Here is a 14350-nt window from a genome sequence, read left to right on the forward strand (position 1 = left end):
TCGCCGGCCGGTTGCGACAGTCACGCGTACGCCCGATCAAACACTAGAGCATCACGAGTTCCAACACCACTGCGAAGATACTTTTGAGGGGCGTCGACGCATGCCGGCGATGCTCTGCCCGCAAAGAGACCAGGAGGGCGTCTGAAAGCATGAGTTGAAAGTACCCTACTACTGAGTAGAAAGAGCCCCACTAACCGAGAATGCGTGTGGACTCGCGGGGGTCTCGCGAGCGAAGCCGAAGGCTGAGCGAGTGAGGCCTAGCGAGTCCACGACTGGAGGGAACGAAGTGACCGAAAGGAGTGGACTCGCGGGGATGTTGAACCAGAGCCAGACGTGCTCGCTTCGCTGCGCGCGACTGGTAGGGTTCAAATCCCCGCTCGTGACAGTTTTGCGCCGCTCGCGACCGTTGCTCGCGACGCAAAAACATGGACTCGCGGGGGTCGGCACCCTTTCGGGGATGCTGACTGTCCCGGGGGAGTCCCGATGCGATGCGCTCTTCTTCTGGACTGGTGTTGTGAATCATACGTCGGGAACGAACTCGCGGCGGATCTCCATCCGCTCGCGTGAGGTTGTCTCGTCGTAATGACGCTCGAGAACGTCCTGAGTGACGTTCATCCTGTCAGAAACCACGTCCCGCGGCGCTCCTTCGCGGAGATGTTTGGTAATGGATCCGCGACGGATGCCGTGGGGCGATCGTGACGACGGGCAATCGGGCCGATTATCCTTCCGACGCCACTCGCAGGTCGTCGGGTCTTCGTCGTGTGGGCACTCGCCGATCTCGCACGGGAGCGTCCACTTGTAGCAGATGCGCCGGATCGGCGACTCGGTCAGCCGGCCCTGCGCGCTGGTGATCAACGGCCGGCGCCCGTAGTCGTCGACCACGTCGTGGCGGTTGTTCTCGATGTAGGCCTCGAGCATCTCGACGTGGTACTCGCCGACTGCGATCGAGCGCTCAGCCGCGTGCTTGTTCTTCAACGGCGTCTCGGACTCCGGCCGGTGGCAGAGATCGAGGCATTTCGCATCGAAGTCGAAGTCGTCGACGTCCAGGGCTCGAAGCGACCCGAGACGCATCCCCGTGTGCCACAGCAGCGAGAGGATGACGTGCGGGCGCGATGCGTAGCGGAACCGGTCGAGATGATCCAGGATCTCATGAGCCCGGTCCTCGTCGAGCATGACGTCCTTCGAGATCTCTTCGTCCTCGAGTTCGGGGATCAGCACGCGCTCGCGCATCCCCTGCTCGACGCCGTCGATGCTCGCGCAGAACTCCAGGAACTTCCGGAGCGTCTGGAGGTTCCCGTTCAGCGTGACCTTCGAGATCTCCGAATAGCGCTCGCCGTCACCGTTCCGGCGCCAGACTCGGTACTTGTGGAGGTCGCGACCGGTCAGCGCGTTCAGGTTCTCGATGCCCTCCTCTTCGCAGAAGGAGACGAACGAGCGCAGCCGGTAGCGGTGGTTCTCCAAGGTCTTCGCACTTAGCTCCGGCTCGCGATGATCCAGGTAGAGCTCCATCGCCTCCGCCGGGCCGATCGGCTCGAGGTCGTCGCTCACTGCGATCCCTCCTGCCGGAAGGGGTTACGCAGGAACCCCGACACGAGCCGGCTGTCTCGGCTTTCGCCGTCGCCTGGATCATCGTTCTCGGGCGACCGACGGCTCCCTGCGCGGCTGAGCGGGATGCCCTCGGCCTCGGCGATCGCGTGGTAGCTGTTCCGGATAGCGACCGTCGAGACGCCGGTCGCCGCGGCGACTGTGCTCTGGTTCCGCTTCGCGTTGTGGATCAGGCAGGCGAGGTAGATCGACCCGGCCGCGAGCGACGACGGCGACGGGTCGAAGTCCTCGAGGGGCTCCTCGAGACCGTACTGAGTCGCGAGCCGCTGAACGTCCTCCCAGAGGTCGGATCCCTCGCTGATATCGAGGTCACGCATCGCCTCCTCGGCGTGCTCCGGCGCCGTCTTCCAAGGGATCTGATCGACATCGGCGGTAGGTGTGTCACCCATCTGCCCACACCTCCTCCAGTATCTCGCCGTCTCTCCAGACCTTCGCGAGACCTACAACGGCCCCTTTCTCGTACTCTACTGTGTCGAATCGCTCATCGGCCCGGTCCGATAGGTCCCACAGCGCATCCCTGTGCCACTTTTCAAACCCCCACCGTGGATGCGGGATGTATGGGCCTGTAGCGTGCGCCCGCCATTGCAGAGTTCCGTCGCTAACCGGGGTGAGTTTCACCCGGACATTCGGTTCCCAGTCTCCGGTGTGTTCGACAGCCACCGTAGACTCCGCGTCGGAGTCAGGCACCGTCCGACACCTCCGAAAGAGCGTCTTCTACTGCTTCCTGAGCATCCGGGTTCTCAACTGGACCCATCGACATCCACCATGCCGTGAACGAGATGTGGTGGCGCTCGCAGAGACCGCGGCTAACTGTTTCACCAGTCTCCAGCTCCTCGAACTCTGCGGCGTAATCGGCCTCGGCTGGACAGAGGGAACATTGTTCGACAGCGCTCTCGGATTCCTCATCCTCGTCCGTGTTTCCGGACTTCCGCAGGTAGCTACGGAGATGGGACTTAGCGTCTTCAATGCGGGAGGCCTTCAGCAGCCGGAGCGCACGACGAACGTGGTCCTCTGGAGAACGACGGTCGCTCACGTCGACTCACCCCCGAGCATGGCATCACGGGCCTGCTTCACGCGCTCGAACTCCGCGGTGTCGCCGCCCTGATCAGGGTGCGCCGACTCCATCTTCTGCCGGAACGCCGCCTTCACCACCTCATCTCCGGCGTCCGGAGCGACCTCGAGGACCTCGTGCGGCGGCGCCGTCGCGACCACGGTCTCCTCGTCGCCGGAGGGTAGACGCGCGGCCGCGAACTCGGAGTCGCCAGTCTGCACGGGGCGCTGCGACCGCATCCGGGTTTCATTAACCCAGAGGTAGATCGAGCGGGCGTTATCCCGGAGGTCGGAGTAGTGATCGCAGGCGACGGCGAACTGCTGGCCGTCGTCGCTCCATCGCAGCACGAATCCCGGATCGTCCGGGTTGGCGCTGTGCTTGGGGAGGCCGTTCGAACGGACGTGCGAGCCGCCCGATCCCGTCGACGCACGGTAATCGTCGACGCCCATCCTGCCCATCTCGGTCGCGATGGCTTGGCAGGTCTCCGCGAGCGTCGCGCCGAACTTCGTCGTTCGCTCTCGATCGGCCGGTGGCGTCCGCGGACAGCCGGCGGGCCACTCGATCTCGCTCATCGGTCACCTCCGTCGAACTCAGTCAGATGGCGCTGCCGGATGTCCATGCGGGCCTCCGCGGTGCGACGCTCGCCGACCGCCTCGAGCCTCGCGAGTTCGGCGTCGGTGTAAGCGCTCGCCATCAGGCGTCACCTCCTTCAGACTCTTCGACAAGGTCATGCCACCAATCGAACTTGCTGTAGGCCGTCTCGACGAACTGGGCGACCTCGTTCGGAAGCTCTCGTCCATCGACCTTCCGGAGCGCGTCGCGCGCATCTGCGATATGTTCGTACTGTTCGCGGGGAATCGACTCCCCACCGTCGGTCACCAGCTTCGCACCGCCGTCGATGCGCCCGTCGTCGACGTTGTGGCCGGTCTCCTCCTCGTGGGTCTCGACCGTCTCGTCGGCGTCGGCGTCGTCGACGAGCGCCTCGAACGGGCAGTCGCGGCAGACGACGTGGGTCGTCATCGGTCCACCTCGCCCCCGTCAGGGATGACCACTCGCGACAGGTCCAGATCGACCCATGCCTCGCGCTGCTCGCGAAGCATCTCGCGCCCCGGCTCGCTCAGCTCGTAGCTGTTCGTCCGCTTGTCGATCTCGCCCTTCTCGATCAGGCCGGCGCCGGCGAGGTCGTCGAGATTGGGGTACAACAGGCCGTGGTTGATCGACTCGTCGTAGCGATCCTCGAGGCGGCTCTTGATCTCGACCCCAGCCATCCGCGCGCGTTCCGACTCCATCGTGGCGACGACGCGCAGGATGTCGCGCTTGAAGCCGGTCAGGTCGTACCAGGAGACGCTGCTCTCGGGACTGTTACTGTTGGTAGACTGTTCGCTGTCGGTACGTTTTTCGCTCTCAGAAACGTTGGTACTCATGGTCTCGTGAAGTCTGGAGATGACCCTCTCCGAGGGTGATCTGCGGGCGGTTCGAGGCCGTGGTGCTCGCGTCGACGCCTAGAACTCTGCCAGGAGGTGAGGCGTCGTCGCGAGACACACCATTCTGCGGAGCAGAAGGTGGCGGACCGGTCAGAGCCGGGGTTTCAAGCCCCGGCGCATCTACGTTGTACATGGCTTTCGTGGCCAGATCACGAAGGCCCGCGCGGGCCCGTGTCACCAGCACGGGGTCCGCTTCGGTTTTCGAGTAGGGACCCATCGGCGACCGACGGGTCCGCGTGAGACCTTCGTTAGTCAACTCATACTGTTCGGCCCACTTAGTTGTTTGGACTAAACTGTTGAACTGCTCTAAGCCAACTGAAAACAGTAAGGCAATTGTGTTCAGGCAGCTAATTTTCGTGTGAAAATATGTACGGGGAGCACAGAGATAGGGCAAATGCCGGGTGGACGGGAGGAGACCGTGGACGATAAGCAGATTCTGGAGATCTTCCAAGAGGAGGGCGATCCCGTTCTGTTTACTGGTGAAGTCGCCGACAGAATCGGCTTCTCGAACCAAGGTGCACTCCCGAGACTCAAGGATTTGGAGGAAGAAGGACTCCTGAAGTCCAAACGCGGCGGAAAGGTTCTCGTGTGGTGGCTCTCGGAAGAGGGGCGCGAGTATCTCGAGAGGGAGGCGTGAATGGCCTCGTGCTCGGTCTGTGGTGACGACGACCGCTTTCTCCACACCTGCAACCACTGCGGGAAGAAGCACTGCCCCGATCATCAGCTTCCGGAGAACCACGTCTGCATCCCGAAAAAGTCGGAGCTGAGCGACGCCGATGGGTCGTCGGATCGATGGTTCAGCGAGAAGCACGAGCGGAGCAACGTCATGGCTGACGAGAGCCGTGGGGAACGGAAAATAATCGAGGACCCAGATCCTCACCTCGAGGAGACTGAGACCAAGCGCCCGCTCGACGAGGACGAGATCGACGCCGACACTTCCTCCTCGCCCCACGAGTGGGTCCGCGACGTCCAAGAAAACCGTGAGGAGCTGAACCGGCGTCTTCAGGAGCGCCACCGAGCGTGGGAAAGCGAGAACTCCAGTACGTCCGACGAAGAGACGTCGTCGTCGCATCCCGCTTCCCAGCGCGACTACAGCGCGTCGACGCCGCCGTCGCCGATGACGGGCTCCAGCAGCACAGAGTCGAACACCGACACGCCCCAGCGCATCCCGAGCGCGCTCTGGATCATCGCACTGCTCGTGCTGCTGGTAATCGCGTACGTCGCGATCGGGGCGATTTGATCGACTCATCTACGGACTACCACTCGAGGCGGACGCCGATCCGGTCGGCGACAGCTTCGACCCATTCTGCGGGATCGCGGTCGCCGACGACCTCGCCGACGCCGTCGCCGACGACCTCGCCGACGCCGTCGCCGACGACCTCGCCGACGCCGTCGTCGACGCGGATCTCGACGACCTCGTCGTCGTAGTTCTCCAGCCGGAGAACCTTCTCGCATCCGGCGCCGTCTCGCATCTTCATCTCCACGCGGTTCTCTTCGCTACCCATCTGTTCGACGATCCAGTCGTCTTGGCTCATGGCCATACGCGACGGTGAGGGGAGTAGGGACCAAATAGCCCGAAGGGGGGGTGTATCGCGATACACCCCCCTCCCGCCCTTTATTACCCCACGTCGCATCAGGGGTGGAGTATGTTCAGCAGGAGAGAGGTATTCACCGAGAGCTTCCTGCCGAGAGACCTCCCCGGGCGGGAGATGCAACTTGACGACCTTTCTGGCGTTCTGGAGCCAGCGACTGGAGGAGAGCCAGCCCAGTCGTGCTGGGTTATCGGACCGAGCGGCTCGGGCAAGACTTCGACCTCGCGCTTCCTCCTCGAGGAACTCCACGTCGATTTCGGCGTCCCGTGGGTCCGCGTTGAGTGTGTCGGCGCCTCGCGTTGGGAGCTGCTCCGCGACATCGCCGCGGAGCACCCGAAGGTAGCCCAGCACAACGGAATGGGGACGGCGCAACTGCTGACCAAGCTCGATGACGCCGACTCGGATCCATTTCTGATCGTGCTGGACGAGTTCGACGGCCTCGAGGTGCCGGAGGTCCTGATCGATCTCGACAGAATCGACAACGTCTCGATGATCTGCATCGGCCACGACGAAGCCGAGGCCATCGCGAGCGTTCCGAACTCCGTGGATGACCTCCGAAACGGTCCGACGGTCAGGTTCGAGCCCTACACGACAAAGGCCATGGTGAAGATCCTCCAAGCCCGGGCCGACACCGGACTTCAACCGGGGGTCGTCGACGACGATCAACTGGAGCGAATCGCCGACGAGGTCGCAGGATCGGCGCGCTACGGAGTCCAGTCGCTCCGTAGCGCCGTCGAACTCGGCGAGGAGCGTGGCCATACGTCGGTCACTGACGAGGACGTGGCGGACTCCTTCGAGCACGCGAAGGCGCGCATCCGTGAGCAGCTACTCGCGAGCCTCTCCCGACAGTATCACGTCGTCTACCGGGTGATCAGGGAGGCCGGCGAGGACGGGATCCGCCCGGCCGATCTCTTGGAGCGCTATCGAGAACAGTCAGACGATCCTCGAGGGCGACAGGCGGTAATGAAGTACAGGAAGAAGCTCAAGCGCTACGGCCTGATCGACTGCGAGGGCGACGGATCCTCCCGGTGGCACCGCTGGTGGGCCGTTGACGATACGCTGAAGGCGCCGCTTCGGGAGCCGGTTCTCTGATTGCTACTTTGTCCCGGCGAAATAACTATACTCTCACCGACACCGTAAGATAGCAGACAAACACCATGATCATATTCGGCCGCAAGGTTCGCGACAAGGACTACGGCGAAGCGTACCCGATACACTGCCCGAACTGCGACAACGACGTCTACTACCACGCGTTCAAGTGGCGGTCGTGGTTCCACATATTCTGGATTCCGCTGATCCCGTGGACGGCGAATCGCGAGGTCGTCTGTCCGATCTGTAATGCTGGATTCGAGGTCTCCAAGAGCGCCTTCAAAGAAGCGAAGGAACTCGTGGATCCCACGGAGTCCTACCGCCGCGGAAATTTGTCCGATAAAGAGTATGCGTACGACGTTCGCGAATTCGAGAAGGAGGCCCCGTTCATCAATCAACCGTTGAATCCTGAGAACTTCGAAGGATCTGCCGAAGTAGATCTGCCGGAAGACGAACTTGACGATACGGAACTCGAAGAACCTGAAGACTAGTTCGGCGTCCCGCCTGATGGTAGAAGCCCTCAGCAGGGTTGTGTGACTACAGTTCCTGCTTCATCTGTTCGGCATCGTCGTCGGTGAACTCACGAGGCGGGAGGTTCCGACCACGAACCGCTGGAGGTAGTCGCTCGAAGTCGCTCGGACTGATCGGTGGGTCTGTACCGGGATCGTGGGTCCTGAAACGACGTATCTTGATCTCCGGATCACCGTGTTCCAAACGTTCGTCGGATCTGATTTCCTCCAGAGGAATGTCCTCAAACTCAACGTGCTCCCCGGTTCGGTTTGCGAGGAGCTTCGCCTTCTCCCCGTCAGGAGAGACGAGGAAGAGGAATGGACACTCGTCAAGCGGACGATCGCCACCGCCGGTGTCGATTGCCCACATCTCCAAGTGCTCCTTGCTGGTCTGGGGCAGACGCGGTCGAAGTGATCGAAGGGTATCGAAGACTCCCATGCCGGGTCGATAGAACCGAGAACGTAAACCACTATCTACGGACTGGCCCCTTACTGGTAGCAGGAGCCCTCAGCAGAAGTTCTGGGTGACGTAGACTGCGGTGTTACCGTTCTGCTCGGTGATGTTGATCCCGATCCCTTGCGCCCGCCAGACGTCGTCGACGAGGTTCTCCCGGTGCTCCGGGGAGTTGATCAACTGTTGGGCGATGCCCTCCGCTAGCTCCTCGGGAGTGCTGTAGTAGTCGCCGTTCGTGAGTTCTTCCTGGTACCACGTCTGGGCGACGTTCTCGCCGCTGGTCCGATACCGGCCATCGCCCTCCGGGACGCGACAATCGTAGCCGAACCGCTCGTACCGATCCTCCACGGTCTCACCGCTGGGAGAGGTGTGGTAGATGTCCCCATCTTCGGCCATCTGCGCCGAGTGGTAGTCGGCGATCTCGGCTAGATCGTCATCGTACTCGAGCCTGCCGACGCTCTGGTTAGCTCGGTAGTCGTTGATCTCCTCGTGGAGTAGCTGCTCGACGTTCTCCTCGTCGAGTTCATCGTCGCCACCGAAGCTGAGGTCCATCGAGGGGACCGTCCCGGGGTTGGCGGCGACGAATCCGACAGCGCCGGCGACGAGCACGGCAACGATGACGACGCTGAGCAGCTTCCTCCACACCGAACCCTGCGACGACGACTCGGCTGCGCCGGATCGATCCGGGAACCATGCGCCACCGTCGTTTCCGCGGCGGAGCCCTGGACAGTTGTGGTTCTCAGGAAGCCGGTGGTCGGGACAGAACGTCCCTCCGCAGCGCTCACACTCGTACGGGAACCGGTCGTCTCCCTTGCAACCCGCCGCGGTGCACGACATCGTCTACGGAACACTCGCGCGTTGTCTTAATGATTGGCCACCCATCAGATGCCGCAGGTCTGCCGGAATCCACGAGATAAGCTTAATCGTGGGGGTGTTTGGAGAAAGCGGCCAGATAGACGCTCATGACGCGGTATAACGTCATGCCCACGGGACCACAGGAAGCGTACGACTGGAAGGTGGAGGCGAACGGCCGAAAGACCAGCTCCCACCGAACCCAGGAGAACGCGGTCGCGGCCGCTCGCGAACGTGCGCGGCCGGGCGACGAGGTGAAGGTGCACGTTCGCGAGCGGCCAAGTGCGGAAGTCGTTCACGGTGAGAGCATGAACGTCGACGTTCGCCTTTCGCCGACTGGTCGCGAGGTCGTCGATGACGTCGGGAGTGAACGCGCACGGGAACACGGAGAGAGGTACTACCAGGTGAGGGAGGCTATCGAGAACGTCCTCGAGGTCCGAACCCGTCGCAAGCGCGTAAAGCACGTCGTCAAGACGTCCCCGAGAGGCAGAGTGGGAACCGTCGAAGCCTTACTCGGGCCCTCCCGACGAGGATCGGAGCTATCCGGGGGGAGTCTGCCGGGTAGCCTGTCCACCGAGAAGGTTCCGGTCGGCGACGTGACTTCGGAAACGACCCTCGATGTCGGCCTCGAAGAACTCTGCGACGAGTTGCTCGAGGCCGTTCTCGACGAACTGGACACGGAGGACGGAAGCGCGTAATCATGTGCCACTGTAGCCCTGCGCCTCCAAACTGCCCCGAGAACATGGTCTACAACGCGATGTGCCTGCCCGGGGGCGAGATGGCGGCACTCGGTGTCGGGCTGCTGGTCACCGCCATCCTGATCTCCATCATCTATGTCCGGAACGAGTGACGATCTCGATCCCGAGACGGACAGTCGAGAGCTCATCGCCGACTGGTCGGAGGCGATCGTCGAACGACTCGGACCCGAAGGCTACCTGCTCACGACCCTACTCAGCGGGGTGGCCTCGTTCTCCGAGTTCTCGAACGGCGCCGCGCTGATGGGGGCGTTGTGGCTGTCTCTGGCTCTTCTCCAAGCCATCGCGTTCGTCCGGGTCCTCGGTACCTTCGAGCACGGGCTCAAGCGAGGGATCCTCTGCGACCGGTTCGCGTGGCACGATGGAGAGCTACGAGAGTTCGACAACAGCGAGATCGCGGTCCTCCAGTGCAAGCGGTGCGGGAAGTTCCACCGCGTCCTCGTCCGCCAGAAGTACGACGTCTAGCCTCAGCCCTCGCACGCGATGATGTGGGCCTCCCACTCCTCCCGTGACGCGAACGACTCTCGCTCGCAGTTCGGACATCCGTTCTCGGGTTCCTCCTCGTCGGCGCCCGGCCGGCCCATGTTGCCCTGGAGCAGTGCTTCGAGCTGATCGACACGCGCCTCGAGGTCGCCGGCGTCGTCGACGTCCGGATCCGAAAGCGGCCGAACCTCATCGAGCGCCTCGTCGACGCGGTCGTCGTCGGCCTCCCCGTAGAAGTAGAGATCACGTCGATCGTCGCGAAGGTGCCGGAGTGTGGAGTTCGCGATCCCCGTATCGTCGGAGACCTCGGAGATGGGCTCACCGCTTCCGATTCGCTCTAGCGCACGACGTGTGGCTAAGAACTCCGCGGGTTCGACCCGGAGGACGCCGTTGTCGTCAACTCGGAAGCCCTTCGGGGGCCTCCCGGTCCACTTCCCTGCATCCTGCGCTGCTCGGATGCCGGAGTTGATCCGGCGGAGCTTCTGCTTGTGCTCGACCCGGGCGAGGTCTCCCATCAGCCCGGCGATCATCTGCTTCACCGCGTTCGTGACGGGCGAGTCGTCGAGATTGACCTCGAGACCGACCTCCAGATCTTTGACCGAGGTGTCGTTCGCGAGTGAGTGCTCCAAGAGTTCGTGGATAGCACCGGCGCCGAGGCGGGAGACCCGAGATAGCTCGTGTACGACGACCAGGTCTAGGTCGCCGGCGTCGATGTCGTTCCAGAGGCGTTCGTACTCTTCGCCACGTCCCTCATCGACGCCGGAGATCACGTCGGGGTACAGCCGAATGTCCGGATCGTCGAATTCGTTGGTCGCGTACTCGCGGGCTTCGTTGATCTGCCGTTCGACGTCCTGCTCCTCGGTCGAGACGCGAGCGTAGAGCCCAACTTGTGCCATAGTTCTTGCGCGGCGGTGGCAACGGATAAAGGAGGGCGCTTAATGTGGTCCCCCAATAACGACTACCTTCTTGCGGTCGAGAACGCCGAGATAAGGTTATTCTCCGCGGTTTATGGAATCCCGAAGAGAACGGTCTGAGTGTGGTTACAGCCACACCGGGTGATCTCGCGATGCAGGAAACTGTCTCAGGCCTCAGTCCAGCCGGCTACGTGCTCCTGGCCATCTTCGGCCTCGCGCTGGGGTGGTCGTTCGCACGTCTCGCCGCTGGAGCCGACGAACCTCGAGAGTTCTTCGCGCCGCCGACGGTGGTCGACCGCCTCGCCGTCAGCCTCGGCGACCGGTTCGGCACGCGGATCCTCGGCGAGGAGCCGACCGACGACGACTTCGAGCGCGTCGTCAAGAACGGCCTCGCCGCGGCAGGGTTCGCCGGCGCGCTGGGACTGCTGGCCCTGATGGCGGCACCCGCGCACAAGCTGCTCGCTGCCGCGGCGTGCATCGTCGTCGTGCTCCTGGAGCTCGGTGAGGTGCTCGTCGCCTACGGCGTGTCGGACAAACCGATCCTGTTCACAGAACCATGACCGTAACTCACTACGACGTCGTCGAAGGACGAATCGCACTCGCACTACTGATCGGGCTGCTCTCGCTCGCTCTGTTCGCACACCTGGTGATCGGGCAGCCCAGTTCGATGATGCCCGCGCTGATCGCCCTCGGTGGGCTCATGATCCTCACGTTCCAGAACGTGCTGATCTACCTCAGCCAACTCGGCGCCGGCGAGGAAGAGGAGGAGGCAGAGGGCGCCAACGCGGCATGAGCGTCCGCGGAGATCTACTTCTTCAGCGCTGATCGAGTGTCGCGTCCAGTTCTAGCTGGTCTAGGTAGGCACCGACGAGTGCGCGCGGGAGGTCCTGAACGTCGACATGCCGATAGCCGCCAGTGCCGAACATCTCCTCGAGCGTCTTCTCGTTGACGCTGCCGAAGCCGAATCCGACGACTGCGGTCCCGTAGGTCCGGAGGTCCTCCACGAGTTCCGCGATCTCCTCGGCACGCCGCGGCCGGCCGTCGGTGATCGCGAACAGTACGCGCTCGCGGCCACCGAGCGGACGCATGAGCCGAGTCACGTCCCGCAGCGCCGGGAGCATCGGCGTGCCGCCGCCGGGCTTCGTCGCATCGAGATGCTTCCAGCGCCATGTCTCGTAGGGGCCGGTGATCAGGGCGCTCTTGCGCTTGCCCTGCGGGAACGCGGTGATCACGATATCGTCGTCGACGGCGTCCGCCGCGAGCGACAGTGCACCGACGGCGGCCTTCGCGGGCCCCTCGGCGCTGCGCATACTCCCGCTCATGTCCAGCGCGATCCCGACGACACGGTCGGCCGGGTCCTCGGTCTCGCTGCGGGTCCAGAGGTCGTCGATGACGGTGTCGTCGCCGGCGAGCAGCCGGATCGCGTTCCGGACATCGAGCCGCTCGCCGACACGGTCGGTGACGCGGATCTCCTCTGAGACCAGGCGCTTGAACTCCCGCACCACCGCCGCCGCGGTGCCGCCGGCGCGGAGCGCATCCCGCACGTCGGCCGCGGGCGCGGCCCCGGAGTAGTTGTCGGCGCGGTGGTTCCGGGCGCTCTGTCGGTCGGGGAGGCTCGAGGTCGCCTTACCACCTCGGTGGGTCCCGCCGACCTCCGATAGCTCGGCGGAGAGATCCTGCGCGTCGTTCGGCGTCTCCTCCCCATCGTCCACTCGGGCGATGTCCTGATCGTCGTCTGGCGGTTCAACGTCGATCGACCGGAGCTCCCCGAGTTCGACGCTCGCGCTCGTGCGTACGGGCGCGGTCACCCACTCGGTGAGGCCGTCGCCGGCCATACGCTTCCGCGCCGCGAGGTGGTAGTGCGTCCCGCCGTTGTCGACGACCAGGGCTCGGTGGCCGTCGTTCTCCTCGGGCTCGAGGACGTCGACGAGCGCCCCGGAGACGTTGAGCGACTCGGTGGTGAACGAGACGTCTGACTCGTCGACGTAGTGCTCGGGAACCGCCGCGATCACGTCGCCTATTTCACTCACTGTTGGTCACCTTCTCCGTAATCACCGCTGCCAGAGATCGCGGCCACGGACCTCTTCGAAGCACGCCTCGCAAATCGGTAGAGCACCGAGTTCCTGACCGAACGTGAGCCGCTTCGGATCCTCGACCTCTTCGTCGCAGCGGATACAACTAGGAGTACGCCCACCCTCCTCACCAGTCATATCGGAGGACCTCCTGTTACGGGCATTACCAGTTCCAAGAGCAGTAGCACGGCGATCGTGAAGAAGATGCCAACGAGGAAGCCACTCAGGAAGTAGTACATGCGGCCATAGTGCCCGAAAGCTCCTCCGTACGCATCGTTCTCGGTCATGCTTTGGCTTCCTCCGTGTTCGATAGCTCTGGCTCCTGGTCGGCCTGCTTCAGCGCCGAGTGGATCTTCCCGGCCACGTCGCCGGCGACCTCGTCGTAGACGGGCTTCACCACCGCGGACTGCATGGCCCGGCCGACCGGATCGTCGATGCCTCGCTCCGCGAACGCGTAGGCGGTCTGCGCCCACGAGATGACGGCGGGGGTAGGGACTCCCCGCGTGAGCGCGGGCTCCGACTCGTCCTCGGCAGCGTCGCGGACCACGTTCGCGGCGTCGACGAGCACGCGGGCGTCGGCGCTCTCCATCGGCGTCTTGTCCGCGACCAGGTCGGCCTCGAGGCCGGGCGAGTGCTGACCAAGGTACGGGAGTTCCCACTTCAACCCGAGCCGGCGCTCTTCGGCGGCGTCGAGCGACTCGGTCTCGTAGTCCTGCCCTTCGTTCATCGTCGCCACCGTGATCAGGTTCGACGCGTCGCCGGCGATCAACTCGTTCCCGCGCGGCTTGATTTTCACCTCGGCGCGGTGATCCAGCGCTGGGAACAACGTTCCTTTACTCCGCGCGGTCGCACGCGTGACCTCGTCGATCAGCACGACGACCTCGCGTTCCCTCGAGGCGAGGAGTGCGCGAGTGAGCGGACCGTCGACCCACATCACGTCGCCGCCGACGATCTGCGGCGTGCCGAGCAGTTCGGCGCCGCGGAGCGCGTAGTTGCACTGGATCGTGATCATGGGCGCGCCGCGGTCGGCCGCCAGGAACTCGGCGAGCGTCGTCTTCCCGCAGCCCGTCGGGCCACTGATCTGGAACCGCGGAAGCTGACCGGTCGACTCGCGCGCCTCGAGGACGGCCTCGATCTCGTCGAGCTCCTGGTCGGCCTGCCGGTACGCGGGGACGTCATCGACCTCGGGCACGAACCGATCCCAGTCGTAGTTCCGGGAGCCGAGGATCGGCAGGTCCTCCGCGTCGTCGACGGCGTCCTCCGCCGGGATCGTGTAGACGTAACCGCCGGCATCGCCGTGGTTCCAGTGACGATCGAGGCGGACGTCCTCGTTCTCGACCCACTCCTTCAGCTTCCGGTTCGTGTTGGACGGCGACTTGCCGACGTGCTCGGCGATCTCGTTCTTCGTTCCGGCGCCGTTCTCGATCGCGTCGTGAACGTCGTCGATCTTTAAGTGAGAGCTCACGGCGATCGACCTCCTCGCGCTGCGC

The 14350-nt window shown here is 63.8% G+C and carries 23 protein-coding genes and 1 pseudogene; 8 read left to right on the forward strand and 16 right to left on the reverse strand.

Features of this window, described 5'->3' with window-relative positions:
- Positions 1 to 519: 519 nt before the first annotated feature.
- Genes J2753_RS08350 through J2753_RS08380 form a run of 8 tightly spaced genes read right to left on the reverse strand, consistent with a single transcriptional unit; the run spans position 520 to position 4080 of the window.
- Entirely contained in the window at positions 520 to 1548 is a 1029-nt protein-coding gene (locus J2753_RS08350) for a tyrosine-type recombinase/integrase (RefSeq protein ID WP_321168795.1), read from the reverse strand.
- Positions 1545 to 1994: a hypothetical protein gene (locus J2753_RS08355; RefSeq protein ID WP_209491483.1), complete on the reverse strand. Its 450-nt coding sequence runs from the start codon at positions 1992 to 1994 to the stop codon at positions 1545 to 1547. The genes J2753_RS08350 and J2753_RS08355 overlap by 4 nt, the downstream gene beginning before the upstream one ends.
- Positions 1987 to 2292, reverse strand: coding sequence for a hypothetical protein (locus tag J2753_RS08360; RefSeq protein WP_209491484.1), 306 nt, complete (start codon positions 2290 to 2292; stop codon positions 1987 to 1989). The genes J2753_RS08355 and J2753_RS08360 overlap by 8 nt, the downstream gene beginning before the upstream one ends.
- On the reverse strand, positions 2285 to 2638 hold the full coding sequence (locus J2753_RS08365; protein ID WP_209491485.1) for a hypothetical protein: 354 nt from the start codon (positions 2636 to 2638) through the stop codon (positions 2285 to 2287). Before J2753_RS08365 ends, J2753_RS08360 begins: the two co-directional genes overlap by 8 nt.
- Complete coding sequence (locus J2753_RS08370) at positions 2635 to 3228, reverse strand: J domain-containing protein (RefSeq protein WP_209491486.1); 594 nt, start codon at positions 3226 to 3228, stop codon at positions 2635 to 2637. Before J2753_RS08370 ends, J2753_RS08365 begins: the two co-directional genes overlap by 4 nt.
- A complete protein-coding gene (locus J2753_RS14540; RefSeq protein WP_281064189.1) occupies positions 3225 to 3350 on the reverse strand; it encodes a hypothetical protein in 126 nt (41 codons plus the stop codon). Before J2753_RS14540 ends, J2753_RS08370 begins: the two co-directional genes overlap by 4 nt.
- Positions 3350 to 3676 (reverse strand): hypothetical protein, encoded by a 327-nt coding sequence (locus tag J2753_RS08375; protein WP_209491691.1) that lies wholly within the window; start codon positions 3674 to 3676, stop codon positions 3350 to 3352. Before J2753_RS08375 ends, J2753_RS14540 begins: the two co-directional genes overlap by 1 nt.
- On the reverse strand, positions 3673 to 4080 hold the full coding sequence (locus tag J2753_RS08380; RefSeq protein ID WP_209491487.1) for a PadR family transcriptional regulator: 408 nt from the start codon (positions 4078 to 4080) through the stop codon (positions 3673 to 3675). The genes J2753_RS08375 and J2753_RS08380 overlap by 4 nt, the downstream gene beginning before the upstream one ends.
- A 478-nt stretch (positions 4081 to 4558) precedes the next feature.
- On the opposite strand from J2753_RS08380, the gene J2753_RS08385 reads away from it, so the two are divergent.
- Both J2753_RS08385 and J2753_RS08390 read left to right on the forward strand, forming a co-directional pair.
- Positions 4559 to 4777: a winged helix-turn-helix transcriptional regulator gene (locus J2753_RS08385; RefSeq protein ID WP_321168796.1), complete on the forward strand. Its 219-nt coding sequence runs from the start codon at positions 4559 to 4561 to the stop codon at positions 4775 to 4777.
- Positions 4778 to 5380 carry an AN1-type zinc finger protein gene (locus J2753_RS08390; protein ID WP_209491489.1) on the forward strand — a complete coding sequence of 201 codons (603 nt, stop codon included), beginning with the start codon at positions 4778 to 4780 and terminating at the stop codon, positions 5378 to 5380.
- A 16-nt stretch (positions 5381 to 5396) separates the two neighbouring features.
- Here J2753_RS08390 and J2753_RS08395 read toward each other — a convergent pair whose 3' ends face one another.
- Positions 5397 to 5675 carry a hypothetical protein gene (locus J2753_RS08395; RefSeq protein ID WP_209491490.1) on the reverse strand — a complete coding sequence of 93 codons (279 nt, stop codon included), beginning with the start codon at positions 5673 to 5675 and terminating at the stop codon, positions 5397 to 5399.
- Positions 5676 to 5786: 111 nt separating this feature from the next.
- Between J2753_RS08395 and J2753_RS08400 the strand changes: the two genes are divergently transcribed.
- Positions 5787 to 6824: a Cdc6/Cdc18 family protein gene (locus J2753_RS08400; protein ID WP_281064190.1), complete on the forward strand. Its 1038-nt coding sequence runs from the start codon at positions 5787 to 5789 to the stop codon at positions 6822 to 6824.
- Positions 6825 to 6889: 65 nt separating this feature from the next.
- Positions 6890 to 7312, forward strand: coding sequence for a zinc-ribbon domain-containing protein (locus J2753_RS08405; protein ID WP_209491492.1), 423 nt, complete (start codon positions 6890 to 6892; stop codon positions 7310 to 7312).
- A gap of 46 nt (positions 7313 to 7358) precedes the next feature.
- Here J2753_RS08405 and J2753_RS08410 read toward each other — a convergent pair whose 3' ends face one another.
- The 3 genes and pseudogenes from J2753_RS08410 to J2753_RS14755 all read right to left on the reverse strand — a co-directional run.
- A complete protein-coding gene (locus J2753_RS08410; RefSeq protein ID WP_209491493.1) occupies positions 7359 to 7769 on the reverse strand; it encodes a hypothetical protein in 411 nt (136 codons plus the stop codon).
- Between the two features lie 69 nt (positions 7770 to 7838).
- Positions 7839 to 8429 (reverse strand): CAP domain-containing protein, encoded by a 591-nt coding sequence (locus tag J2753_RS14405; protein WP_321168805.1) that lies wholly within the window; start codon positions 8427 to 8429, stop codon positions 7839 to 7841.
- A 126-nt stretch (positions 8430 to 8555) separates the two neighbouring features.
- Positions 8556 to 8621: pseudogene (locus J2753_RS14755) on the reverse strand (hypothetical protein); the annotation flags it as partial.
- A 125-nt stretch (positions 8622 to 8746) separates the two neighbouring features.
- Between J2753_RS14755 and J2753_RS08425 the strand changes: the two are divergent.
- Together J2753_RS08425 and J2753_RS08430 are read left to right on the forward strand one after the other, a co-directional pair.
- Positions 8747 to 9334 carry a DUF2188 domain-containing protein gene (locus tag J2753_RS08425; RefSeq protein WP_245334543.1) on the forward strand — a complete coding sequence of 196 codons (588 nt, stop codon included), beginning with the start codon at positions 8747 to 8749 and terminating at the stop codon, positions 9332 to 9334.
- 135 nt (positions 9335 to 9469) lie between these two features.
- Positions 9470 to 9856 (forward strand): hypothetical protein, encoded by a 387-nt coding sequence (locus tag J2753_RS08430; RefSeq protein WP_209491496.1) that lies wholly within the window; start codon positions 9470 to 9472, stop codon positions 9854 to 9856.
- 2 nt (positions 9857 to 9858) lie between these two features.
- On the opposite strand, the gene J2753_RS08435 is transcribed toward J2753_RS08430, so the two are convergent.
- Positions 9859 to 10770 (reverse strand): recombinase family protein, encoded by a 912-nt coding sequence (locus J2753_RS08435; protein WP_209491497.1) that lies wholly within the window; start codon positions 10768 to 10770, stop codon positions 9859 to 9861.
- 140 nt (positions 10771 to 10910) lie between these two features.
- Here J2753_RS08435 and J2753_RS08440 point away from each other — a divergent pair, with 140 nt between their 5' ends.
- The gene (locus J2753_RS08440; RefSeq protein ID WP_321168797.1) at positions 10911 to 11348 is read left to right on the forward strand and encodes a hypothetical protein; all 438 of its coding nucleotides are present in this window, start codon (positions 10911 to 10913) and stop codon (positions 11346 to 11348) included.
- The gene (locus J2753_RS08445; protein ID WP_209491498.1) at positions 11345 to 11581 is read left to right on the forward strand and encodes a hypothetical protein; all 237 of its coding nucleotides are present in this window, start codon (positions 11345 to 11347) and stop codon (positions 11579 to 11581) included. Before J2753_RS08440 ends, J2753_RS08445 begins: the two co-directional genes overlap by 4 nt.
- Before the next feature lie 22 nt (positions 11582 to 11603).
- Here the strand turns inward: J2753_RS08445 and J2753_RS14635 are convergent, their stop codons facing one another.
- From J2753_RS14635 to J2753_RS14420, 3 genes are all read right to left on the reverse strand, one after another.
- Positions 11604 to 12818, reverse strand: coding sequence for a vWA domain-containing protein (locus tag J2753_RS14635; RefSeq protein ID WP_209491499.1), 1215 nt, complete (start codon positions 12816 to 12818; stop codon positions 11604 to 11606).
- A gap of 176 nt (positions 12819 to 12994) precedes the next feature.
- A complete protein-coding gene (locus J2753_RS08455; protein WP_209491500.1) occupies positions 12995 to 13147 on the reverse strand; it encodes a hypothetical protein in 153 nt (50 codons plus the stop codon).
- Entirely contained in the window at positions 13144 to 14325 is a 1182-nt protein-coding gene (locus tag J2753_RS14420; RefSeq protein ID WP_209491501.1) for an AAA family ATPase, read from the reverse strand. Before J2753_RS14420 ends, J2753_RS08455 begins: the two co-directional genes overlap by 4 nt.
- Between the last annotated feature and the right edge of the window lie 25 nt (positions 14326 to 14350).

The sequence above is a fragment of the Halolamina salifodinae genome, from assembly GCF_017874235.1.
GTDB lineage: Archaea > Halobacteriota > Halobacteria > Halobacteriales > Haloferacaceae > Halolamina > Halolamina salifodinae.

Coding starts and splice junctions, on each gene's coding strand:
- J2753_RS08370 (WP_209491486.1), bottom strand. CDS start 3,228: ATGAGCGAGATCGAGTGGCCCGCCGGCTGTCCGCGGACGCCACCGGCC.
- J2753_RS08395 (WP_209491490.1), bottom strand. CDS start 5,675: ATGAGCCAAGACGACTGGATCGTCGAACAGATGGGTAGCGAAGAGAAC.
- J2753_RS08400 (WP_281064190.1), top strand. CDS start 5,787: ATGTTCAGCAGGAGAGAGGTATTCACCGAGAGCTTCCTGCCGAGAGAC.
- J2753_RS08435 (WP_209491497.1), bottom strand. CDS start 10,770: ATGGCACAAGTTGGGCTCTACGCTCGCGTCTCGACCGAGGAGCAGGAC.
- J2753_RS08410 (WP_209491493.1), bottom strand. CDS start 7,769: ATGGGAGTCTTCGATACCCTTCGATCACTTCGACCGCGTCTGCCCCAG.
- J2753_RS14540 (WP_281064189.1), bottom strand. CDS start 3,350: ATGGCGAGCGCTTACACCGACGCCGAACTCGCGAGGCTCGAGGCGGTC.
- J2753_RS08425 (WP_245334543.1), top strand. CDS start 8,747: ATGACGCGGTATAACGTCATGCCCACGGGACCACAGGAAGCGTACGAC.
- J2753_RS08390 (WP_209491489.1), top strand. CDS start 4,778: ATGGCCTCGTGCTCGGTCTGTGGTGACGACGACCGCTTTCTCCACACC.
- J2753_RS08375 (WP_209491691.1), bottom strand. CDS start 3,676: ATGACGACCCACGTCGTCTGCCGCGACTGCCCGTTCGAGGCGCTCGTC.
- J2753_RS08355 (WP_209491483.1), bottom strand. CDS start 1,994: ATGGGTGACACACCTACCGCCGATGTCGATCAGATCCCTTGGAAGACG.
- J2753_RS08430 (WP_209491496.1), top strand. CDS start 9,470: ATGTCCGGAACGAGTGACGATCTCGATCCCGAGACGGACAGTCGAGAG.
- J2753_RS08405 (WP_209491492.1), top strand. CDS start 6,890: ATGATCATATTCGGCCGCAAGGTTCGCGACAAGGACTACGGCGAAGCG.
- J2753_RS08380 (WP_209491487.1), bottom strand. CDS start 4,080: ATGAGTACCAACGTTTCTGAGAGCGAAAAACGTACCGACAGCGAACAG.
- J2753_RS08455 (WP_209491500.1), bottom strand. CDS start 13,147: ATGACCGAGAACGATGCGTACGGAGGAGCTTTCGGGCACTATGGCCGC.
- J2753_RS08445 (WP_209491498.1), top strand. CDS start 11,345: ATGACCGTAACTCACTACGACGTCGTCGAAGGACGAATCGCACTCGCA.